Genomic DNA, 23279 nt, shown 5'->3' on the forward strand with positions numbered 1-23279 from the left:
GGTGGTGGCAACGGCGGCGGTTCCGGTGGCGGCCATGGCGGCGGCGGCAACGGCGGCGGCGGCGGTGGCGGCAACGGCAGCGGTTCCGGTGGTGGCCATGGCGGCGGCGGTAATGGTGGCGGTAACGGTGGTGGCAGCGGCGGCGGCTCAGGTGGCGGTCACGGCGGCGGTGGCCACGGTGGCGGCGGCAATGGCGGTGGGAATGGTGGCGGCGGAAATGGCGGCGGCAACGGCGGCGGCAACGGCAACGGCTCAGGCGGTGGCCACGGCGGCGGCGGTCATGGCGGCGGCGGCCACGGTGGCGGCGGTTCTGGCGGTGGCGGTGGTGGTGGCGCGGGTGGCGGTGGCGGCGGCCGCGGTCGATAAGCGGTTCGCAGTCCGACCATCAATCTTACTGATCGCTTGATCAGCACGAGAAATAGCCGATGCCCCTTAAACGGGGGCATCGGCTTCTCACCTTCCATCTTTTACAAGCTCTCCGAACATATTCCGGAAAGCTCAAGCATCGAAGCGCAAAACGCACAGCGACATCAAGCGCATGCCAAGACCAACCTCAACCTCACACCATCACTTCGTCGTCGTGGCGCTCTTCTCTTCGGCCGGGCGTTCGCCCTGCCCAGCGCTACCGTCGCTATCGGTGCTCGCGGACTGTTCCCCGCCCGTACCCGACGCATCCTCCGCGCCGAGCGACTCTATCGCCTGCTGCCAGAATTCTTCGGCGCGACCCTCGGGGCTGCCTTCGCGTTCCCAGAGTTCGTAAGCGCGGCGACGAATGCGGTCTTGCTCTTTCTGCTCGTCCATGACTTTCTCCCGTAACGCGACAATGTGGCGGCGATTCGCTGAACACTTGCACCCTCATCGGCTGAGCAACCGTCGTGCCGCGGACGGCGCACCCCGCAAGCCCCATCCGGAAATTCACAAGAACCGCGACAAAACCGGCAACATCACCGGCACGACGAACGCCGTGAAAATACCGTTCAGCCCCATGCCGAGCCCGGCGAACGCGCCCATTTCCTCGCTCACCTGAAACGCGCGCGCCGTGCCGATCCCGTGCGACGCGACGCCGAGTGCGAATCCGCGCGCTTCGACATCCGTGACGCGCAACAGATTCAGGATGCCGCGCGCCGTGACCGCGCCGAACACGCCCGTCGTGATGACGAGCACCGCCGTCAGCGACGGCAAGCCGCCGATCTCCTTCGCGACGGCCATCGCGATGGGCGTCGTCGCGGATTTCGGCGCGAGCGACGCGATCGACTGCCGCGACGCGCCCAGCAACGCCGCCACCGACACCGCCGACACGATCGCGGTCAGCGAGCCCGCCGCGAGGCTCACGACGATCGGCAACGCCAGCCGCTTCAGGTTGGGCAACTGCCGGTAGAGCGGCAGCGCCAGCGCAACGGTCGCCGGGCCCAGCAGAAAATGGACGAACTGCGCGCCATCGAAATAGGTTTCGTAAGGCGTATCGCTGGTCTTCAGCACGACGACGACGATCGCCACCGCGATCAGCACCGGATTGGCGAGCGGGTTGAAGCGGCACGCCGCGTAGATGCGCTGCGCGATGAGATAGGCCAGCAGCGTAATGGTCAGCCCGAGCAGCGGCGTGGCCGCGAGATACACCCAGATCGCGCCGATGCGCGGCACGCCGGTCATGCGCCCTCTCCCGGTCCGCCCGGCACGCGGCGCTGACGGCGCAACATCGCGCGCATGACGAGCGCGGTCACCGCGATCGCCAATGCCGTGCTGATCGCGACGGACAGCACGACCGCGAGCATATCGCCGCGCAGCGCGCCCGCCGAGACCATGATGCCGACGCCCGCCGGCACGAACAGCAGCGACAGGTGCCTCAGGATTTCGAGCGCGGTGCCTTCGAGCGCCGCGGCGGCGGCTGGACGCACCGCAACATAGCCGAGCAGCAGCAGCATGCCGACCACCGGCCCCGGCACGGGAATACGGAAAAGATACGAAAGGCCCTCTCCCAGACACTGGAAGACGAGCAAGGTGGCGAGCGCAGCAAGCAAGGCAATGTTCCTCGAGACATCGAACGGGGTTCGGGAAAAGACCGCCGCACGAGCGTTTCGTACAGCCCGGCAGACGCGGAATGGTCGCACACTTGATCGAATCTACGGTCGCAATTGCGGCCTTCTCAGTACGTAAAGGATGCGTTACGGTTGCACGGCGAGCGCGGACATCGACGTTCCAGGCTGGTGACGAAGCAAGCCGCGTAGAACCGCGCATCGCTGGCAACGGCGCAGTCGTGGTCAAATGCGAGATACGCAAAGGCTCGCGCGCATTCACGTGCGCCATGCTCAGAGCGAAACAATGCGGCAAACGGGGACCAGACAATGCAAGCCGACGAACACGACGATTTTTCCATTCCCGACGACTGGTGCCGCCGGTGGATCAATTGTGTGCGCGACTATGCGGTGATCGGGCTGTCTCCCGAAGGCATGATCGAGACGTGGAACGTGGGCGCGCGTCAGATCCACGGCTTTCAACCCGAGGAAGTCGTCGGCCGGTCGTTCGATATCTTCCATGCGCCGGAAGATCGCGAAAAAGGCAGCGCCACTGCCCTGCTCGACGCCGCGCGGCGCGACGGACGCTCGGAAGCCGAAGGCTGGCGTCTGCGCAAGTCCGGCGCGCGATTCTGGGCCAACGTCGTGATCACCGCGCTCGTCGACGAGCATGGCCGCCTGCTCGGCTTCGGCAAGATCGTCCGCGACATGACCGACAAGCGCATCGCCCACGAAGCCGTCGTCGAGAGCGAACAGCGCTTTCGCATGCTCGTGAACGGCGTGACGGACTACGCGATCTTCATGCTGTCGCCCGAAGGCATCGTCACGAACTGGAACGCGGGCGCGCGGCGCATCAAGGGCTACCAGTCCGATGAAATCATCGGCTCGCACTTTTCGCGTTTCTACACGCGGGAAGACGCCGCGGCCGGCCTGCCGCAGCGCGGCCTGTCCATCGCGGCGCGGGAAGGACGGTTCGAAGCCGAAGGCTGGCGCGTGCGCAAGGACGGCAAGCGCTTCTGGGCGCACGTCGTGATCGACGCGATCCGTGACGAAAGCGGCACGCTCGCCGGCTTCGCCAAGATCACGCGCGACATCACCGAACGCATGGAAGCCAGCCGCGTGCTCGAAGAAACGCGCAAGGCGCTCTTTCAGGCGCAGAAGATGGAAGCCGTCGGCAAGCTGACCGGCGGCGTCGCGCACGATTTCAACAACGTGCTGCAAGTGCTGCGCGGCAATCTCGAACTGCTCGACAGCCGGCATCACCGCGATGCGTGGACGCGCGACCGTATCACGAAGGCGATCGAAGCCGTCGAGCGCGGCTCGAAGCTCGCGTCGCAACTGCTCGCGTTCGGCCGCCAGCAGCCGTTGCAGCCGGTGGTCATCAACCTCGCGGCGGCGCTGCGCGGCATGGACGACCTGCTGCGCCGCGCGCTCGGCGAGACCGTGCGCGTGGAGACGGTGGTTGCGGGCGGGCTGTGGAACACGTCCGTCGACATCCATCAACTCGAAAACGTGGTGCTGAATCTCGCCATCAACGCTCGCGACGCGATGCCCGACGGCGGCCGGCTGACGATGGAGCTATCCAACGCGATGCTCGACGATCAGTACGTCGCCACCGAACCCGATGTCGCCGAAGGTCAATACGTGCTGCTCGCCGTCACCGATACGGGCACGGGCATGCCGCAGGACGTGCTGGAACGCGCGTTCGATCCGTTCTTTTCGACCAAGACCGAAGGCAAGGGCACGGGCCTCGGCCTCAGCATGGCGTACGGCTTCGTCAAGCAAAGCGGCGGGCATATCAAGATCTACAGCGAGATCGGTCACGGCACGTCGGTCAAGATCTATCTGCCGCGCTCGACGGGCGAGGCGATCGAGCCGCCGCCGCGCGCGCACGCCGCGCCGGTCAAGGGCGGCAGCGAAACCATCCTCGTCGTCGAAGACGATCCGAAAGTGCAGTCCACCGCCGTCGATACGCTGACGGGACTCGGCTATCGCGTGCTCAAGGCCGACGACGCGCAACAGGCGCTCACGGTGCTGCGCAGCGGCATCGACGTCGACCTGCTGTTTTCCGACGTGGTCATGCCCGGCCCCATCAGCAGCACGCAAATGGCGGCGCAGGCCTCGCGCATGCTGCCGCACATGAAGGTGCTGTTCACGTCGGGCTATACGCAGAACGCGATCGTTCACGGCGGCAGGCTCGATCCGGGCGTCGAGCTTCTGAGCAAGCCTTACGGCCGCGATCAGCTCGCCCGCAAGATCCGCAGCATGCTCGACCGCGCGAAACCCGCGACGCCGGCGAGCAGCCCGCTGGACGCATCGGCGGCCGGCGGGCGCACACTGCGCGTGCTGCTCGTCGACGACGACGCCAATCTCTGCGAGGCGATGAACGAGCAACTGCGTCTGCTCGGCCATGCGGCGACTTCGACGACCTCGCCCCACGAGGCGCTGGACCGCCTGCAGCAAGAGGCGTTCGACGTGCTCATGACCGACCTCAGCATGCCCGCCATGGACGGCGTCGAACTCGCGAGGCGGGCGGCGCGCGACCAGCCGTCGATCTGCGTCGTGTTTTCCTCGGGGTATGAAATGCCGGCGCTGCCCTCGATGTCATTTCGATGGGCGGCGTTGCGCAAACCCTTCACGCTCGAAGAGCTCGGCGCGGTCCTGAGAGGCTTTCAGCAATAGGCGCGAGCGGCGTTTTGCCCGGTGGCATACCCGTTGCTGAAGCGCTTGCGGGCTGCTGCCACCGAACCCATCGGACGAGCGGCCTCCTCCTGACGACGCGGTTCCCGCCGCACGACGCCAGCGCAATTCCGACGCGCTGAGACCGCAGCCTCACGGCCGAAAGCGACGCCTGTGCGTTCCTCCCGGCCGCTGCACGAGCACACCATTCAATCTCAACGATTCGCGCGAAGTCCGCGAAGGGCTTCGCTCGCTCTGAAAAAGGAGTCGTTCAAATGTTCGTCCATAACAAACGCCTGCAATACACCGTCCGCGTGGGCGCACCCAATCCCGGTCTCGCCAACCTGCTGCTGGAGCAGTTCGGCGGGCCGCAAGGCGAGCTCGGCGCCGCGATGCGCTACTTCACGCAAGCCGTCAGCGAAGACGATCCGGGCCGCAAGGATCTGCTGTTCGATATCGCGACCGAGGAACTGAGCCATCTGGAGATCATCGGCTCCATCGTCGCGATGCTGAACAAGGGCGCGAAGGGCCATCTCGCCGAGGCCGTGGAGCAGGAAGCCGAGCTCTATCGTTCGCTGACCGGCGCGGGCAACGATTCGCACATCACGCAGGTGCTTTACGGCGCGGGCACGCCGCTCACCAACTCGGCGGGCGTGCCGTGGAGCGCCGCCTATATCGACACCATCGGCGAGCCGACCGCCGATCTGCGCTCGAACATCGCCGCCGAGGCGCGGGCGAAGATCGTCTACGAAAGGCTCATCAACGTGACGGAAGATGCCGGCATCAAGGACGCGCTGGGCTTTCTGATGACGCGCGAGATCGCGCATCAGAAGTCGTTCGAGAAGGCGCTGCACGCGATCCAGCCGAACTTTCCGCAAGGCAAGCTGCCGGGCGACCCCGAGTTCGCGAGCGTGTACTTCAACCTCTCGAAGGGCGAGGACGCGCGCGGGCCGTGGAACGAGGGCGGCGACTGGGAGTTCGTCGAGGATCCGCAACCGGCCGTGGATGGCGGCGACGGCACCGCCACCGTCACCGTGACCGAGGCGGACGTGCAGGTGCTGCAGGCGATGGCATCGCGCACGGCGTCGGATCCGTCGGCAGATCCGACTACGGGCGCGGATCTTGGCGCGGGCAAGGCGAACGGCGCGTAGTACGCTGAAGCGGCGCTGCCTGGAAGGGTCAGGCAGCGCCGGCGTGACTAGGCCGTCCCGCCGGCAAGCGCGTCGTCGATCTCCCGCAGCGCATGAAGAAATCCCAACGCCGCGCCCTCCTCCCGCAGCCGCCGAAGCGCGTCGGGCGCGATCGCTTCGCCGCTCCCCCACGAAACGAGCGCCCGTGCGCGAGCGACGAAGAAGCGCGAAAACGGCGATGGCTCGCAGCGCGCGTAATCTTCGAGCGCCGTGGCCTGTTGCGCGGCCGCATTCCAGAGACCGCGATCGATGCAGGCGTCGATCGCGTCGCGTCGAAAGAGAAAGTGGTTGTGACTTACGGCGCCCGCGACGAGTAACGCTTCGGCTTCTGCGAGCGCGCTGTCGAACACGGCGATGTCATCGGTCGCATGAGCGAGGATGCCGAGATAGTGCGCGCCGAGATACGTCATGCCGGTTTCACGGCTGATCGACAACGCCAGCGCGATATCGGCGAGCGCTTCACTGCGCCGTCCAGCCAGACGATGCAACTCCGCGCGCAGCGCGAGCGCTTCGCCTTCGAACCGCTTCGACTTCAGTTCGCGCGCGCACCACAGCGCCGGGCCGACATGCTCCCCCGCACGCTCCCACTGCGCGAGATCGTGCAGGCAGTGCCACGCGGCGTGATGCGCCACCGCGAGCGCGCGCAGATGCCCCGCCTTCTGCGCCGCGGCGACGCTGGCGAGCGCCGCATCGAGGCCGGTGCGCGCGTTGCCCGCGAACCACGCGGTGATGGCGCGCATCGGCAGATTGGCGACTTCGATTCGCCCGAAGCCGTGGCGCCGGCATACGTCGATGCAGCGGCTGAAGGCGTCGTGCGCGCTGATCATGCGTCCGCGCATGTACTCCGCGTCGCCGATTCCGCCGAGCGCCGCCGCTTCCTGTTCCGGATCGCCCGCTTCGTGGGCGAGCGCGAGGCTGCGCCCGTGCTCGCGCACGCAGTTGTCGCGGTCACCGCGCGGAAAGCACAGATTGCCGCGCAGGAAGTGAATGCGCGCTTCTTCGCGCACGAGCCCCTGCGCGGTGGCCGCGGCGGCGGCATGATCGAGATCGGCCCAGGCGCCGTCGAGATCGTCGATCACGCGCTTCACCGTGGCGCAGCCGATCCACGCGCGGCAACGCTCGGCGTCGGTCGCGGCGAGCGCGAGCGCGGTCTCGAATGCCGCAAGCGCCGCCGTCATGTCGCTCACATCGTGCAGGATCGTGCCGCGCAGGCATTCGAGCGCGACGCGCTCGCCGTTCGTATCCGCGAGTGCGAGCCCGCGTTCGGTCAGCGCAAGCGCCGATTCGTAGCGATAGAGCGCAGCCTGCGCGCGCGCCGCATCGCAATAGGCGAGCGCGGCCTCGCGGTCTTCCGCGCGATCGAGATGCTCGGCGCGCAGCACGGGATCGCGCTCGCCATACCAGTGCGCCGCGCGGCGATGCAATTCCCGGCGACGGCTTTTCAGCAGCCCGTCATAGATGGCGTCGCGAATCAGCGCGTGATGGAAGATGAACCCGCCGCCTTGCCGCCGCAACAGGACGCGCATCACGAGCGGCTCCAATGCGGCGCCCGCGCCGTCCAAAAGATGCTCGATTGCATCGCGCTCGAAGTACTGGCCAAGCACCGAGGCCACCTGCAAGACCGACTTGTCGCCGGAATGAAGCCGGTCGAGCCGCGCCTGCACGAGGCTTCGCACCGAACCCGGCACGCCGGTTCCCGCGCTCTCCTCCGCGTTGTTGAGCAACTGTTCGAGAAAGAGCGGGTTGCCCGCCGCTCGCGCGATGCAGCGTTTCGCGAGATCCGCGTCCGCGCCGGGAAACGATCCGGCCATGGCATTCGCCTCGTCCGCGCTGAGTGGGCCGAGATCGATCAGCGTGCATCGCGCGCCGGCCGCCGAGCGCCACGGTTCGCCGGCCGCATCGCCGGACGTGCGCGCCGTCAGCAGCAGCACCGCCGGGCAGTCAGCCACCGCCGCTGAGAGATCGGCGAGATCGCGAAGCGTTTGCGCATCCGACCAGTGAACATCCTCGACGGACAAAATGCGCGGCTGCCGGCGGCTCGCGCGCCGGACCAGCCGCGCGAGGACGTTGCGCCGGCCGCGCACGCGCATGGCGTTGTCCATCGCTTCGTAGACGGTGCGCTCGTCGAACGTCAGCGGCGCATCGACGAGATCCTTGAGAAAGACGGCGTCGCTCGCATCGATCAGACCGTCGCTGGCCGCGCGTTCCACGGCCGCATCGCCGGCCGGCAGCAGGCCGCGCACGAGCGACTGGACCGCGCCGCGCCCGGTCGCCGCGCCGAAGTCGAGCACGAGGCCGCCGTGACACGCGAAGCCCGACGCGCGCGCCTCGCTTTCGAATTCCACGGCGAGGCGCGTCTTGCCGATCCCCGCCTCGCCGCGCAGCACGACGACGCTTCCGCGCCCGGTCTCGAGGCATGCGCGCAGCGTTGCGCGAAACCGCCGCAATTCGTCTTGGCGTCCGGCAAACGCGCGATCCGGCGTCGCGCGCCGAAAACCGGCGATGCACCACGCCGAAACCGGTTGCGCGAAGCCTTTGACCGAAAGCGCGCCGCGCTCCACGCAATCGAGCCGGCTCGCCAGCGGACGCCGCACCGCGTCCGATATCAAAATCTCGCCGGGTCCGGCCGCGTCGGTGAGCCGGGAGGCGAGATTGACCGTGTCGCCCGTGACGGTGTACGCGCGATGCGTTGCGCTGCCCGTGCCGCTCGCGACGACTTCGCCGCCCGCAATGCCGATATGCGCGACAAGCGTGCGGCCGAGCGCGCGCGACAGGCCGGGCATCGCGTCGCCGATTGCGAGGGCGGCGCGCACGGCCCGTTCGGCATCGTTGCCATGCGAAACCGGCGCGCCGAACACCGCCATGATGGCGTCGCCGACATGCTTGTCGATGTGTCCGCCGTGCTGATCGACGATGCGGTCGACGTGCTCGAAGTAGTGGTCGAGCAGCGCGACGAGGTCTTCCGGATCGGCTTCCCGGCTCATTGCCGTGTAGCCGCAGAGATCGGCGAACAGCACCGCGACTTGCCGCCGCTCGCCTGTCGCCTCGCTCGCCTGCGCCCGAAGTTCGGCCAGCGCATCGAGCAGCCTGCGCCGATGACCGACCGACGCGATGCCGAGTTCCTTCAGATCGTCCGCGGTGAGTTGGCGCAGCACGTCCTCGTCGATGGCGTTCTCGCGGAACGCGGGTTCGTAACGCTCCATTCCGAGGCTGCGCAACCACACGGCGACGTCCACGATCTCTCCCCGGCGGAAGACGTTCGTACCGGTCAAAGATAGCACGCAGCAAGAAAGACGTATCGCCGCCCTGCGGACTGCATAGAATGCCTTGGATACCGCCGGTTCCGGGCCTCGACCCGACCGACCGTTCGTTAGCAGCACGCCGGATTCATCTACTCTCAGGAGGAAGAAGATCATGTGCAATCACATCGGGCATCGCGGCGTTCCTTCGATCTACTGCATTCTGCCGCCGCATATGCTCAAGGAAATCGCGAAGAACGGCACGCCATCGCAGCGCGTCGCGGCGGTCGATACTTTATCGACTGATCATACGTTCCGGCAGATTCGCTCCGTGCAGGCGGCGCTGCTCGCGCCGCGACGCGGCGGGGCCGTGGCGCCGGCACCCGCCGTTCCTTCCGTACACCGAAGCATCTACACCGCCAATCACACCGAGACGTTGCCGGGCAAGCTGGTCAGGGCCGAGGGCGCGCCGAAATCCAAGGACGTGAGCGTTGACGAAGCCTACGACGGGCTCGGCGCGACCTTCGAGTTTTATCTGGAGATATTCCAGCGCAATTCGATCGACGACGCGGGCATGCCGTTGATCGGCACGGTCCACTACGGCGACAAGTACGACAACGCGTTCTGGAATTCCCAGCAGATGGTGTTCGGCGATGGCGACGGCACGCTGTTCAATCGCTTCACCATCGCGCTCGACGTGATCGGACATGAACTCACGCACGGCGTGACCGAGCATACGGCGAATCTCGCCTATTCCGGGCAGGCCGGCGCGCTCAACGAGTCCGTGTCCGACGTGTTCGGCTCGCTCATCAAGCAATACGCGCTGAAGCAGAAAGCGGACAAGGCGGACTGGCTCATCGGCGCGGGACTGCTTGCGAGCGGCGTGAAAGGCGTCGCGCTACGATCCATGAAGGAGCCCGGCACCGCATACGACGATCCCGTGCTGGGCAAGGACCCGCAGCCGGCGGACATGGCCCATTACGTGAATACCGCGCAGGACAATCATGGCGTTCACATCAACTCGGGCATTCCGAATCGCGCGTTCTGCCTGGCGGCGCTCGACCTCGGCGGCTACGCGTGGGAAAAGGCCGGACGCGTCTGGTACGAGACGCTGAACGATTCGCACATCAAGCCCACCGCCAGCTTCAAGACTTTCGCGCGGCTCACGGTGTCCAACGCGAACCGGCTCTTCGGCGCGGGCAGCGCCGAGTCGAAAGCGGTCAGCAAAGCGTGGGACACGGTCGGTGTGCTGTGAGCCGGATGACAGGTCTGCGAGGCCTGCGGGCCGGGCTCGCCATGGCCTGTCTCATCGCGGCGGGCTGCATGACCGATAACGCGCAGAACGAGGAGCTGCCGATGCAAGCGGAACTGTTCATCGACGGAGGCGTGGGCTTCTTTCCTGGCCTTGCGCGGCCGATCGTGCTCGACGAGAACGCTCTGTCGGCTGACGAGCGCGACGAGCTTGCGCGGCTCGCGTCCGCCGCCCGCGCGGAGCCGGCCGCCCCGCGCGCGGCGGCATCGAAACCGGTGCCTGACGGGCGCAGCTATCGCATTCGCATCGCCTTCGCTGATGGCACGAAAGAGTTAAGCTGCGCCGATCCTTCCGTGCCGCCCGCGTTTGCAGCGCTGATGGCGTTCATCAAAGCGCACGGGCATCGTTGAGGGCGGGAGCGCACGGTCACGGCGCGGAATCGGCGAGTAAAGCCCTGCGCCCTTTTGGCGATGCATCGCGCGGCTTGGGCGATATGCAGGGCTCTTTCAGTCCAGCGCGCCGGCATAGGTCGTCCGCTGTCCTGTACGCCGCTTCTGCAACCGTCGCGGCGGTCTCGTTGCCCGTGTACCAGCCGAGCGGCGCCGTGCGGGCTCGCTTCAACTGGTCGCACTGACGCTCCACGCTCAACTTCTCGTTGTCGTCCAATGGGGCGCTCAGCCGTACGGGATTGAGGCAATGGGCTTTGTCGGCGCTGTCCGTGCAAGCGGGCAGCGCGTCCGCGAGCCGCTTCACCGCCTGCTCCGCGTGAGCCGAGCGCGCCTGCAAGAGCGCGAGAAGTGCGGTCGGAATCGCGAGCTGCTTGTCCGGCTTGCACTCATGGTCCTGCCCCGACTTGTGGATCGTGAAGACCGCGGGCGGATTGCCGTCGATATCGATGAGCACGACATTGCTCGACTTCCCGTCATTCACGCGTGCGCGCTGGTCCATGAGCGTCTGCGCGCCGGAATTGTCGGCGTAACCGCCATCGACCAGCCGATGCGTTGTTTTCCCTTGCATGAATTCGCCCGCCGGCGTGACGATGGGGAACCGCGCGCTATGCAACACCGCCTGACCGACCATCAGCCCGTTTGCCGATGAATCGCCGAAGCTGCTCGACGCCGCACTGTTCGCGCCATTCGAAAACCACACGATGTTCCCGTTGTCGGCGTCGGTCGTATTGAAGAAGACCAGCGGTTTCGGCGAGATGCCACCGCTCAGATCGGCGAGCTTCATGGCAAGGGGCGCGTCGAAGTCGTCCACGTGACCCGGCGGCGGATGCTTCAGTGCGTCCTGCTGCGCAAACGCGAGCTTGAGCGCATCCGCCAGCGCATCATTCCAGCTATCGAGAATGGCCTGCCCGCGCGCCGGGTCCGTGAAGGGCACGAGGTCCAGACTGAGCGTTCGCGCGATGACAGGCGAAAGGTGGTCTTGCCCGAGCGCGCGCGCCACCACGTCCGTGAGCGGCGTTTTCGTCGCCTTCTCGCACGGCGCCCACGGATCACCGTGCGCGATGAGCTGTTGCCGCGCAACGAGATACACGGCAATGCCGAGACTGCCGCCCGACACGCCGCTCATGGCTTCGATGTGCTTGCCGAATTCGCCGCACGAGGCGTCGTCGGCGCGCGCGAGCACCTGCGACGTGTAGATCGCGGCGCGCAAGCCTCCGCCATAGGCGTTGACGATCAGGCGCGGTGTCGGCGGCGCGTCTGACGAACCCGCCGCGCCGCCGGATAGCATCGCGTTGACGGGGGCCGTCCGGGCGTGCGCCTTGAGCCCTTCCTTGCCGAGCGGCTCGCAGCCGGCGACGCTCGCGAGAATGAACACGACGATCGCCGCGGCGGACGTCAGGCCGGGCACCGAGCGTGAAATTCTGCGCAGAAAGAGTTGCAATCCGGCAATGAAGAGCACGGCCGCCGCGAGGAAGATCATGACCGTGGCCGCCGATCCGACGCTTCGCACATAGGCCGCCTTCAACTCCGCGAGCAGCACGAGCACGACCAGTCCCGCGCCGCTGAAAAGCGCGACGCGTCCGATCACGTCTTCGAAATCGAGCGCGGACTCCGCCCAGAACTCCTTGTCGATCCAGCGTGTGAAAACCGTGCGCCGCCACAGCACGAACGCCAGCAGCACCGCGGGCAGCAGCGATGCCGTGACGTCGATCAGCCAGACTGCAAAATTCGCCATGTCCAGGAATAGCAAGGCGAGGCCGAGCCCGACGCAGAAAATCACTATGCCCGCCACCATCACGATACCGGCGCGCTGCGTCCATTTCGACGTGCTCTGCATGGCAGCCTGCCGTATTGCCACGCCCCACACGAAGAGCAGCGGGCCGATAATGGCCAGCGTCGTCACGGCAAGCGCCGTGCCGCGTTCGACCGTCCAGATGAGGGTGGCGAAGATCAGCGCGCCCATCGAGGCCGACAGCGCGAGCACGCCATACGCGCGCGGCAGCCACTTGATGGCCCGCCGGATGCTGTCTCCGTCGCTGTCCTTGAAGCGCATCGCCGCCGGGTTGTAGACCTGGGCCTGCCAGCGCGGACCGAGGTTCCGTATCTTCCACGCCGCCGGCATGCCGAGCCACGCCTCCACGGTGCAGAGCAGGCGCGCGCTATACCACACGGCGAGCGCGAGCACGGAAGACGCCACGTAGTACGAAATCAGGGCTGTCCAGTTCACCACGCTGAGCGGCGTCGAACTTAGCGGGCCGGTCTGCGGCGGCTCCGTCAGCCCGAGCAGCACTTCGCGGCTTTGCGGCACCAGATAGAACAGCGCGGCGAGGATGACGAGGCACACAGTGGGAATAAGCGCGCGCCGCAAGGCGAGAAACAGCCACGGCATGGCTGGGGAGAGCTTCCTGACGAGCCAGTCGAGCCGGTGCGAGTGCCGGGGCGCGGGGACGGTAGTCATGATTCGTACACCTCGTGAGCAGGTGCTGCCGGAACCATCCGATGAGAACGGATCTCGTTGTATTAAATTCGCTCGGCCCGGTTATGCAAATCGGATGGCGGACAAGGCGTCGAGTTTGGCCAAACAACGCGATCGTGCAAGGTTTGCGTAGCAGGGCTCACGATCGACCGTCCGCCGCGCTCAATTGTTGGCGGCATTCCTGACTGAACCTGCCGTCTCAACTTCTTTGGGCTGGCTGTCTTTTATCGACGCCCTCGCCTTTTCGAGCATGGCTTGCGCTTCGGCCCGGCGTTCGAACTTCACGGTATCCACCACCATGCGTCCATATTCGCCAAGGAACGCGCTGCACACGGAAGGCAAATCGCCCGATCCCGCCTGCGCGAGCGGCCCGCCGTTGGCACCGGCTTGCGCTTTGTCGTCCAGCGCGACGGCGCAGGCCAGCACCAGCGGACCGGCTTCGCTGCCGCGCAGATACGCTTGCTGCAACTGCACGATCGCCGTGGTCTGCGCATCGCTGAGTCCGGCCTTGGTGGCCTGTCCCGGGGTCGATGACGCCGACGTGTGCGCCCCCGGTGCGCTCTTGTCCGGAGCCGCATCGCCGCCCTGAGCGTTCGCCTGATCGGCCGTGCCGGCCTTCTTGACGGCGGCCACCTTCTTCATCGCCGCGGGCGCGCCGTCCGCGGCCACCGGCTGAGCGCCCGGCGCGGACCCGTCCTGCGGCGCCTCGCCGGGCGCCGACTTTCCGGTCCCGGGCGGCGGCGCCGTTGCTTCGGTCGTCGTGCCATCGGACGCGATGCCGTCGCCGGACACCATTTCCACCGCCAGCAACGTGACCATCACATCGCCGAAACGGCTCAGCAGGAACGCGTAGCTGATCGGCGAAATCGCGCCGTTCGCGTAGGCTTCGCATGCGCTGAAAAGCCCGTTGCGCAACAACTGGATCGTGCCGAGCCGCTTGCCGAGCTGGGCGATCGCCTCGCTGCGCGCGCGCGACACGGCCAGCGCGCCGCGCACGTCGCCCGCCTGCGACAGCGCGGGAATCGCCTTCGCCTCGGCCTCGGCGCTCGCGCCGAATGCCGTCGAGAAGGCTTTCGCCACCTCGGGACTGGGCTCGGCGCAGATCACATCGTGCGGCGCTGCGGGAGCGTTGCGGGAGCGCGCATAGACGAGGCGCGAGTCCGCCTTGGTGGCAAGCGTGTCGGCCTCGCCGACGTTCTGATGGGAAATGCTGGGCATGTCGACGCATGCCGTGAGCGCGAGCGTGGCTGCCGCCAGCGCCATCGAGCTGAGCTTGTGCATGGTTCCTCCGATTTCCTCGACCGTCGTTCATCCAGTTGCAAATATCGCGGCCCGATGCCGGGGCTGCGCGGGCGGGAGGACATGACTGGGGTCGATGGTGCCGAAAGCGAGGCCGGACGTTCGTGCCGGGCCGCTCGATCTCGATGAACTGAATTCCCGCTCGATAGGCAGAACGATTCCGCACACCGCGATTTGAATGCGCGCGCGGACGCTTTTTGCACCGCCCCCGCCTGCGCTGGCGCGCCGCAGCCCGCCTACGACTTTCGATGTAGGCGTTCCGGTCGATGTTGCGCGCCCCCTCCCGCCACTAATTTTCAAGCGCCGGCTCGCAGGCGCGGCTTTATAGCCGCATCGCCTCGGCCACGCGCTTGGCGGCGCACCGGTCTCGTCAGGAGGGGCCATGTTCTCGCAACCCACAGGAATGCACGCGGCGCGCCGCGCTTCAGGTCTTCGCGACGCGGTGTCAGCATGGATGCGCTAAGCCCTCGCGACTCCGGCGTCCTGGCGATGGAAACCGCCACGCTCGCCGATCTCTGGCAACGCCGCGCCAGTCTCTCGGACGTCGAAATCGGGAGTATTTACAGAATGGTGCTCGCCGCGCTGCGCTCCTACTACCCGCCCGAGCTGCGCGGGCTGCCGGAGGACAAGGAAGAGCTGATCTCGCAATTCTTCTTCTCGCGCGTGCTGCGACTCGACTCGGAACAGCGGGCCTCGCATGCCTCGCCGGAAAGCGCGCCTTCCACCGCGCATGCGTTGTGCGCGTACTTTCGCCGTTTCCTGATCGACTGCCTGCGCAGCGCGAGCCTGCAACGCAATCTGTCGCTCGAGATCGACGGCGTGCAGGCCGAAGTCGATTCCCGCGCGCACGCACCCGACGATCCGATCGCGGCGACGCTCGCGGAGTTCGGATTGACCGAGGCGCGTGTGCGCGCGCTCGCGCGGGTGTTCGTCGCGCAGTCCGACGAGCACGACCGCCAGATCCTCGCGGGCAGCCTCGGCGCGAGCGGCGAGCGCAAGGGCGGCCTCAAGGGCGTCGCCGACGCGTACGACGTGCCTTCATACCACTATCGCGCGCGCAAGCTTGGCGTGACGACGAAGAAAGATTCGACGCCGGCCTGCTACGCCGCGACCAAGATCGGCCGCTGGACGGAAGAGACGCTCGGCATCGAGATCACGCCGGAAAACCGCGATGCGATTCTGATCGTGCTGAATCTGCTGGCGCTGGAAGCGCACGCGTGAAGGAACTAGACCCTACGCGCGCCTTTCCTTGTCGGCTTGCAGTCGCCCCGCGATAAGCTGCACGAGATAAAGCGCAAACTCAGGCTCCTGATAATAGAGGCGAATCGCGTCGGCGGCCGAGACCGTGCGCATCTCGCAGTCGGTCTTGCAAACCACCGTCGACGTGCGCCGGCGCTCCGGCGAAAAGAGGCCGATTTCGCCGAGCACCGCGCCCGCGCCCAGTTCGATGCCCGGCTCGGCGAGACGCACGACGCCTGTCTCGACGTAAAACATCTGACCGCTCGGATCGCCCTTGCGAAACAGGACTTCGCCCGCGCGAAAACGCTGGCTTTCCATCCTCGCAAGCAGCCGCGCGACCGGCAAAGGGCCGCTGAAGGCGTGATTCGCCTGCGTATCGCGGATCTTTTCCATGCGCGCCGCGACCGCGCTCGCTTCGCCCCGGCTCGACACTTTTAGCGCCTTGAAGATCGTCGTCAGATGCGTCTTGACCGTGGCTTCGGCGACGCCCAACTCGCGCGCGATGATCTTGTTGGAGCGTCCCCGCGCGAGCAGCGCGAGTACCTCTAGCTGGCGCTGCGTCAGATGCAGGTGGAGATACGGGTCGGCAGCGGCCGCCGCGCTCGATGGAACCGACTCGGGCGGCGCGTACGGCGCTTCCGTTGATGCGGTCAGCAGCGAGCGCGGCAGCGAGACGCCGCCCGCGAGCACCAGCCCCAGCGCGCCAAAAAGCAGTTTCGCCGACGCGGATTTCTCCACGCAACCGGCAATGCCCGCCGCGATCAGTTCATCGACCTCTTCGCGCGTCGCCATGCCGAGCAGCACGATGATGGGCGTCGCGCGCGCATGGCCGCGCGCGGCATCGAACTCGTCGCTGCGCTCGCGCAAGCGCTCGCCATCCATCACGATGCAGTCGGGCTTGCGCGCGCCCGGCAACTCCACACCGAGGCGGTCGCACGCCAGCACTTCGGCATCCTGCGCGAATCCGCGCAAGAGCGCCGCAACGCCGTCGCGAAACAGCCCCGCCGGTCCGGTGAGAAGGATGTACATGTAAGGAATGCTATACCCACTGGCGCGGTCATGCCGCCGCGGCGCGCGCGCCATGACGCGCCGGTTTCGAATTCCGCGGCACTCCATCGTCTTCCAGAGCGAAAGCCGCCGGCTTTCGACCGAGACCATTTCGAGGAGCACGCCATGATCGCCAACCAACCTCACCGTATCTGCAATCTGATTCCATCCAGGAACACGCATAAGGACTGGCAGTTCAGGGATGCGCTGGAAGCAGGCGCGGTCGGCGCCGTCGCCGCGCTGCCGGACGCCGTCGATCTTCGCGCGCCGTGGTGGCCGGTCGGGGACCAGGGGCAGACCGGCTCGTGCGTCGGCTGGGGATCGACCGACGGACTGATGCGCTATCACATGGTCAAAGCCGGCAAGCTGGCCGAAGAGGAAATGCTGTCGCCGCGTTACACGTGGATGGCGTCGAAGGAAACCGATACGTTCGTGTCGCGTCCGGAAACCTTCATCGAAGGCGCCGGGACGACGCTGAAAGCCGCGATGGACATCTGCCGCAACTATGGCGTCGTCACCGATGCGCTGTTGCCGTTCAATATCGCCACGCTGATGTACACCGGAAACGAGAACGAATTCTTCGCGACGGCCTCGCAACGGCGCGCCACCGCGTACTTCAACCTCGGGAAGAACTTCAATCAATGGCGGACCTGGCTCGCCTCGCACGGGCCGATTCTCGTCGGCGTGAACGTCGATTCGACCTGGGACAACGCGACCGCGACGCAAGGCAAGCTGGACGTCTTCAATGCCCAGACGACCCGTGGCGGACATGCGCCGTGCGTCGTGGGATACACCGCCGATCAGCGCTTCATCATTCGCAACAGTTGGGGCACGGGCTGGGGCGATAATGGCTTCGCTTATGCCACCGAGCAATACATCACCGACGCCTTCTTCGACGAAAGCTACGGGATCACCGTCTGAACCACAGCAAGCGCATTGAACCGGAGTCGCGATGCGGTCAACCTTTCTTCTCGCGTGCGTGCCGCTCGCGCTCCTCGCCTGCTCGACCCAGTCCAATCCGACCATGAACGCCATACGAACCATCACGGAAGCCGATCGCGGGGCCGTCGTCGAGATGCGCACGGGAGAACGCCTCGCCGTATGCCTGAACGAAAATCCGAGCACCGGATTTCGCTGGGCGCTCGACGGCGAAGCCAGACTGTTCGACATCGAGGACAACCGCTACACCGCCGCCTCCGCGAACCTCGGCAGCGGCGGGCAGACATGCTGGTTCCTGCGGGCAAAGGGCGTGGGACAGGAAGCCATCGCATTCAAGTTGTGGCGGCACTGGGAAGGCGACAAGTCCATCGCCAAACGCTTCGAATTCACGGCGAGCGTCGCTCCTTCGAATTAACCGATCGATCGATCGTTCGCCGTGACGCGCCCGCCCGGCCAGGCCTTTGAAGCGACCGCTTCAGGGTGGAATGTCGCGCGCGCGCAAATCGTCTCGATACCCTCCTTTTGGGGCTAATTAAAAGCGTTCGTATCCACCATAATCTATACGCCAGACGAACTCTGCCGCGCCTGTCCGTCGCCCCTTCGGCATGCCACACAGCCCTGCCGAATCGGCCCCACGGCCCGCGCGTCCGTTCGCACAGAGGAGTCGCGTAATGGATTCGCTTTCGACATGGCTTGGCGAGCTTGGCCTCGAACGTTACGCGACGGTACTCGAGGCCAATGGTGTGGACCTCGAAGCGCTGCCGCTTCTCACCGACCGCGATCTCGCCGAACTGGGCGTGCTGCTCGGCCATCGCCGGCGTCTGCTCGACGCCCTCTCCCATCCGCAACGCGACACCGCGCGGCAAGCGCCGCAACCCTCGCGGGCCCAGCGTCCGCCGGGCGAGCGGCGTCAGCTCACGGTGCTCTTTTGCGATCTCGCCGGCTCGACCGAACTCGCGCAGCGTCTGGACGCCGAAGAACTGCACGAAGTCATGCGCACTTTTCAGGAGACCTGCGCACGCGTCGTGACCCGCTACGAGGGACACGTCGCGCAATATCTCGGCGACGGCATGCTCATTTATTTCGGATTCCCGCAGGCACGCGAAGATGCCGCCGAACGCGCGGTGCGCGCCGCGCTCGATATCGTCGCCGAAGTCGGCCGGCTGTCCGCCAGCGCGCCGCTGCGCGTGCATATGGGCGTCGCGACGGGCGCGGTCGTGGTCGGCGAACTGGAAGGCCACGAATCGTCGCCTTTCGATACCGCCGTCGGCGCAACGCCGAATCTCGCCGCGCGCCTGTGCGCCCACGCCGGCCCCGACGAAATCGTGATCGCGCCGAGCACGCGCCGGCTGCTCGGCAGCACGTTCGAACTCGAAGAACTGGGCGAGCACGAACTCAAGGGCATCAGCACGCCGGTCAATCTCTCGCGCGTGGCGGGCCTCGCGCATCGCGAAAGCCGCTACAGCGCGTTCCGGCCGAATCGCGCGACGCCGTTCGTCGGCCGCGAGCACGAAGTCGATCTGCTGGTTTCGCGCTGGGGCATCGCCCGCGACGGCGAGGGTCAGGCCGTGCTGCTCATGGGCGAGCCGGGCATCGGCAAGAGCCGCATCGCGCATGTGCTGCGCGAACGGCTGAGCGGCGAGCAGCATCTGACGCTGCTCTACCAGTGCTCGCCGTTCCAGACCAGTTCGTCGTTTCACCCGATCATCGGGCATTTGTCCGAGACGAGCGGCTTCCTGCGTCAGGACTCGCCCGAGACGCGCCTCGACAAGCTCGAAGCGACGCTTCATCTCGAACCCGGCGAACGCGACGACGTCGCGCCGCTGTTCGCCGCGCTGCTTTCGCTGCCGACCGACCGCTATCCGCCGCGCATGGATTCTCCGCAGCGGCTGCGCGAAGTGACCATCGAAGCGCTCGTCGAGCAGCCGATCCGGCTGTCGAGCGGACAGCCGCTGCTGATCATTTTCGAGGATGCGCAATGGGCCGACGCCGACACCCTCGAAACAATGGCGCGCTTCATCGAGCGAATCCGTCACTGGCCGATCCTGATGCTGATTACGTGCCGCCCCGAGTTCACGCCCGCGTGGACCGCGCACGGCAACGTGACGCTTTTGCATCTGAACCGCCTCGCGAGACGCCAGGGCGCGCAGATCGCGGCGGAGTTGACCGCCGTCAAGCCGCTTCCTGCGGACGTCCTCGAACAGATTCTGGAACGCGCCGACGGCGTGCCGCTCTTCGTCGAAGAACTCACGCAGACCGTGCTCGAAGCGGGCCTGCTGCGCGACGCCGGCGATCACTGGGAAACGAACGGACGCGCCGCGCCGCTCGCGATTCCCTTCACGCTGCATGATTCGCTGATGGCGCGTCTGGACCATCTCGCGCCGGTCAAGACGATCGCGCAGATCGGCGCGTGCATCGGCCGCGAGTTCGATCACGCGCTGCTGGCCGCGATCGCGCCGGTCGACGGCACGCGGCTCGCGCAGGCGCTCGCGTCGCTCGAAGCGAGCGGACTGGTGTTCCGGCGCGGCGGCGGCGACGACGCGATCTACCGCTTCAAGCACGCGCTCGTCGGCGACGTGGCCTACGACAGCCTTCTGAAGAGCCAGCGCGTGCGCATCCATGCACGCATCGCGAAGGCGCTCGCAGAAGCGTTCGCCGATCGCGTCAAGGCGAGTCCCGAACTGCTCGCGCTGCATTTAACCTGCGCGGGCATGATCGACGAAGCGCTCGCGCAATGGATCGCGGCCACGCGGGTCGCGATGGCGCGTTATCGTCATCGCGAGGCGCTGGCGCATGTCGATGCGGGGCTTGCGCTCGTCGCCGACTCGAATCCGGCCCGTCGCGCCGATTGCGAAGTCGCGCTGCTGGTGATGGGCGCGGCGTGCCATTGGGCGCTCAAGGGCTATGCGTGCCAGGAATGCGCCGCGCTCTGGACGCGCGCCGAAGCGCTGCTCGACGGCGTGACGCAGGAACGGCTACGCGTGCTGGCGCTCGTCGGCATCAACAATTTCGCGTACGCCGCCGCGGATTCGCCCAAGTGCGTCGCGACCTCGGAACGGCTGATCGAGCTCGCATCGCGCACGGAAGATACCGGCAGCAAGATCGTCGCCTATGCGGCGGTCGGGCCGATCCTGTATCAGCAGGCCCAGTTCGAACGCTGCGCGACGTGCCTGCAATACGTGATCGACACCTATGACGTCGCGCACTCCACCGGCTACGGGCGCTTCAACGACGCCAAGGTGACGGCGTGCTCCTGGCTCGGCTATTGCGAGCTGGCGGCGGGCCGCTTCGGCCGGGCGCTGTGGCTCGCGCGCATGGCCATCGATCACGCCGACGCGCTCGCGCAGCCGTTCGTGCTGTCGCAGGCGCTGGCGGTCGGCGCGCGGCCGTTCGTCGAGGTCGGCGATATCGGCGCGGCGCGCGAACTGTGCCGCCGCTGCATCGAACTGTGCGACACGCAGCGTCTGCCCTTCTGGAAGGGCTGGGCGATGGTGTACGAAGGCGTGGCGTCGGCGCGCGAAGGACAGCACGCGAGCGCGCTCGCACGGCTCGACGAAGCGGTCGCGCATCTCGCGGGCAACGGCGGCCGCAATGATCTCGCCTATGTGCATGCGTGGCGCGCGCAGGCGCTGGCGCACCTCGGACGCCACGACGACGCGCGCGAGTGCATCGCCGCCGCGCGCGCCGATTGCCTGCGCACGGGCCAGCAAACCGGCCTCGTCGATCTCGCCTATGCGGCGGGCATCGTCGAGAAGGCCGATCCGCACGCCGCGCCCGGTCTCGCGCTCGCGCGGCTGCGCACGGCGGCGAGCGAGGCGCGCGCGCAGAACCTGCGGCTGCTGGAACTGCGCGCCAGCATCGAGATGGCCGGCGTGCTGCGCATCGAAGGACGCGGCGACGAAGCGAGCGCGTGTCTCGAAGCCATCGTCCCGAGCTTCGCCGACGAGCACGACTGCGCGCTGGTGCAAGAAGCGCGGCGGCTGCTGTCGACGTGCGCGACGCCGGACTGAGCCCGCATCAGAAGCGATACCCCACGCGCAGCGAGAAAACGATGGGATCGAGCGTGAGCTTGGCCTCGGAGCGCCGCGTGACGGGTCCGAGCGGCGTCTGGCTCGTGGTCGTGAAGTGGCCGGTCGTATGCAGCGGAATATACGACAGCGACATCACGCCGAACCAGTGCTCGTTGACGGCGTAGTTGAAACCGATGTTGAAGATGGGCGCCCAGGTCGTGTCCGCCTCGGCGGTCGTCGCGCCGCCGAGCGCCCGCGCTTCGAACGCGGCGTTGGTGATTTCCGCGTCGCTGAACGAGGTGCGCGTGACGCCCACGCCGACATACGGCCTGAACTTCGCCTGCGGCTCAAAGAACACGTACTTGAAGAGCAGCGCGGGGCTCCATTGCTTGACGGTGCCGAGCTTGCCGAAGCTGTCGAGCGACCCCGTGCCGGAAATATCGAATTTGGGCGGAATGCCGACTTCGAGCTCCGCCGCGATATGAGGGGTCACGAAGTAGCCGAGCACGACGCCGAAGGTATCGGCGCTCGACGCGCCCGCGCCCGTGTTGGGCTGCACGATATTGACGGGCCGGCCATTGACCGACGTCACCGTGAACGGGCCGCTGCTGTCCTGCGGCGCCAGATGGAACCAGCCGGCGGTCACATAGAGATTCTGCAGGGATTGCGCGTGGCTGGCCGTGGCGGACGAGGCTAGCGCGGCGCACAGGACCATCAAACGAGATGCTTTCACGGGACGTGTCTCCTGCATCGCATTCGCTCGGGAAGACCCATCGTACGCGCGGGGATGCCGGATACGATCGGGATGACTATCGATTGCTCTGACGTTCGAGGCGTGATACCGCGTGCTTCCGCACTTCAAACGGCGAGCCCTTCGCTCGTCTAACGGTGGATGACACGCTGCCAGGAGCCACCGATGGGATTCCGCGATCAGTTGACCGAACCGGGCTGCCTGCCCGAGGGTGCGAGCGCCGCGTGCCCGGCCGCACCGCCGCCGATCGTCACGGGCAAGCTGCTCGCGATCGCGGGCGAAACCCGGGACGCGCTGGTCATGATCGAGCGCAACGCACAGCCTCAGGTCGTGCGCGCCCGCGCCACGGTCGATCTGCACGCGGCGCATATCGGCCAGACCGTGGTGCTGGCCTTCGAGGCGGGCGACATCACGCGCCCCATCGTGCTCGGCGTGCTGCGCGGCCAGTCCGGCTGGCCGCTGCCCGACATGCCGGCGCAGGTCGAAGTCGAGGCGGACGGCGAGCGCATGCTCGTGCGCGCCCGCGAGCAGCTCGTGCTTGCCTGCGGCGAGGCGCGCATCGTGCTGCATCGCGACGGCCGTATCGACATCAAGGGACACAGCATCGTGAGCGAGGCCGTCGCGGTGAATCGCATTCGCGGAGGGCGCATCTCCCTTAACTGATGCGTTCGATGCCGACCCAACCGGAGCCCGCGCG

Annotated in this window: 18 protein-coding genes; 10 read left to right on the forward strand and 8 right to left on the reverse strand. The window is 66.8% G+C overall.

Annotated features, from left to right (window positions below; all coding sequences use genetic code 11):
* Positions 1–406, forward strand: a 406-nt coding sequence (locus AWB70_RS38975; protein WP_200826403.1) for a hypothetical protein, incomplete at its 5' end; no start/stop codon positions are given.
* Positions 407–567: 161 nt separating this feature from the next.
* Here AWB70_RS38975 and AWB70_RS08770 read toward each other — a convergent pair.
* The 3 genes from AWB70_RS08770 to AWB70_RS08780 all read right to left on the reverse strand — a co-directional run bounded on the left by AWB70_RS08770 (position 568) and on the right by AWB70_RS08780 (position 2018).
* Positions 568–801 (reverse strand): DUF2934 domain-containing protein, encoded by a 234-nt coding sequence (locus AWB70_RS08770; RefSeq protein ID WP_053572044.1) that lies wholly within the window; start codon positions 799–801, stop codon positions 568–570.
* A gap of 114 nt (positions 802–915) precedes the next feature.
* A complete protein-coding gene (locus tag AWB70_RS08775) occupies positions 916–1650 on the reverse strand; it encodes an LrgB family protein (protein ID WP_053572043.1) in 735 nt (244 codons plus the stop codon).
* Positions 1647–2018 (reverse strand): CidA/LrgA family protein, encoded by a 372-nt coding sequence (locus tag AWB70_RS08780; protein WP_053572042.1) that lies wholly within the window; start codon positions 2016–2018, stop codon positions 1647–1649. The genes AWB70_RS08775 and AWB70_RS08780 overlap by 4 nt, the downstream gene beginning before the upstream one ends.
* 324 nt (positions 2019–2342) lie before the next feature.
* Between AWB70_RS08780 and AWB70_RS08785 the strand changes: the two genes are divergently transcribed.
* Together AWB70_RS08785 and AWB70_RS08790 are read left to right on the forward strand one after the other, a co-directional pair.
* A complete protein-coding gene (locus tag AWB70_RS08785) occupies positions 2343–4694 on the forward strand; it encodes a hybrid sensor histidine kinase/response regulator (RefSeq protein ID WP_053572041.1) in 2352 nt (783 codons plus the stop codon).
* Between the two features lie 272 nt (positions 4695–4966).
* Positions 4967–5842 (forward strand): manganese catalase family protein, encoded by an 876-nt coding sequence (locus AWB70_RS08790; RefSeq protein ID WP_053572040.1) that lies wholly within the window; start codon positions 4967–4969, stop codon positions 5840–5842.
* A gap of 47 nt (positions 5843–5889) precedes the next feature.
* Here AWB70_RS08790 and AWB70_RS08795 read toward each other — a convergent pair whose 3' ends face one another.
* Positions 5890–9117, reverse strand: a complete 3228-nt coding sequence (locus AWB70_RS08795) for an adenylate/guanylate cyclase domain-containing protein (RefSeq protein WP_053572039.1) — start codon at positions 9115–9117, stop codon at positions 5890–5892.
* Positions 9118–9295: 178 nt separating this feature from the next.
* On the opposite strand from AWB70_RS08795, the gene AWB70_RS08800 reads away from it, so the two are divergent.
* Positions 9296–10375, forward strand: a complete 1080-nt coding sequence (locus tag AWB70_RS08800; protein ID WP_053572038.1) for a M4 family metallopeptidase — start codon at positions 9296–9298, stop codon at positions 10373–10375.
* 5 nt (positions 10376–10380) lie between these two features.
* Positions 10381–10782, forward strand: a complete 402-nt coding sequence (locus AWB70_RS08805; protein WP_235024175.1) for a protealysin inhibitor emfourin — start codon at positions 10381–10383, stop codon at positions 10780–10782.
* 16 nt (positions 10783–10798) lie between these two features.
* Here AWB70_RS08805 and AWB70_RS08810 read toward each other — a convergent pair whose 3' ends face one another.
* Together AWB70_RS08810 and AWB70_RS08815 are read right to left on the reverse strand one after the other, a co-directional pair.
* Entirely contained in the window at positions 10799–13279 is a 2481-nt protein-coding gene (locus AWB70_RS08810; RefSeq protein ID WP_075644325.1) for a patatin-like phospholipase family protein, read from the reverse strand.
* A gap of 180 nt (positions 13280–13459) precedes the next feature.
* Positions 13460–14578 (reverse strand): hypothetical protein, encoded by a 1119-nt coding sequence (locus tag AWB70_RS08815; RefSeq protein ID WP_053572036.1) that lies wholly within the window; start codon positions 14576–14578, stop codon positions 13460–13462.
* Positions 14579–15046: 468 nt separating this feature from the next.
* Between AWB70_RS08815 and AWB70_RS08820 the strand changes: the two genes are divergently transcribed.
* Complete coding sequence (locus tag AWB70_RS08820; protein ID WP_053572035.1) at positions 15047–15817, forward strand: hypothetical protein; 771 nt, start codon at positions 15047–15049, stop codon at positions 15815–15817.
* A 12-nt stretch (positions 15818–15829) separates the two neighbouring features.
* Here the strand turns inward: AWB70_RS08820 and AWB70_RS08825 are convergent, their stop codons facing one another.
* The gene (locus tag AWB70_RS08825) at positions 15830–16864 is read right to left on the reverse strand and encodes a LuxR C-terminal-related transcriptional regulator (RefSeq protein WP_053572034.1); all 1035 of its coding nucleotides are present in this window, start codon (positions 16862–16864) and stop codon (positions 15830–15832) included.
* Positions 16865–17008: 144 nt separating this feature from the next.
* Here AWB70_RS08825 and AWB70_RS08830 point away from each other — a divergent pair, with 144 nt between their 5' ends.
* The 3 genes from AWB70_RS08830 (at position 17009) to AWB70_RS08840 (ending at position 21831) form a co-directional block, all read left to right on the forward strand.
* Positions 17009–17803 (forward strand): C1 family peptidase, encoded by a 795-nt coding sequence (locus tag AWB70_RS08830; RefSeq protein ID WP_235024176.1) that lies wholly within the window; start codon positions 17009–17011, stop codon positions 17801–17803.
* 31 nt (positions 17804–17834) lie between these two features.
* Entirely contained in the window at positions 17835–18236 is a 402-nt protein-coding gene (locus AWB70_RS08835; RefSeq protein WP_053572032.1) for a protease inhibitor I42 family protein, read from the forward strand.
* 256 nt (positions 18237–18492) lie between these two features.
* Positions 18493–21831 (forward strand): adenylate/guanylate cyclase domain-containing protein, encoded by a 3339-nt coding sequence (locus AWB70_RS08840; RefSeq protein ID WP_053572031.1) that lies wholly within the window; start codon positions 18493–18495, stop codon positions 21829–21831.
* 7 nt (positions 21832–21838) lie between these two features.
* Here the strand turns inward: AWB70_RS08840 and AWB70_RS08845 are convergent, their stop codons facing one another.
* On the reverse strand, positions 21839–22546 hold the full coding sequence (locus AWB70_RS08845; RefSeq protein ID WP_167351028.1) for an OmpW/AlkL family protein: 708 nt from the start codon (positions 22544–22546) through the stop codon (positions 21839–21841).
* 201 nt (positions 22547–22747) lie between these two features.
* Here AWB70_RS08845 and AWB70_RS08850 point away from each other — a divergent pair, with 201 nt between their 5' ends.
* Positions 22748–23245 (forward strand): DUF6484 domain-containing protein, encoded by a 498-nt coding sequence (locus AWB70_RS08850; protein WP_235024177.1) that lies wholly within the window; start codon positions 22748–22750, stop codon positions 23243–23245.
* Positions 23246–23279 lie beyond the last annotated feature (34 nt).

Origin of the sequence: Caballeronia cordobensis (assembly GCF_001544575.2) — a bacterium.
Lineage (GTDB): Bacteria > Pseudomonadota > Gammaproteobacteria > Burkholderiales > Burkholderiaceae > Caballeronia > Caballeronia cordobensis.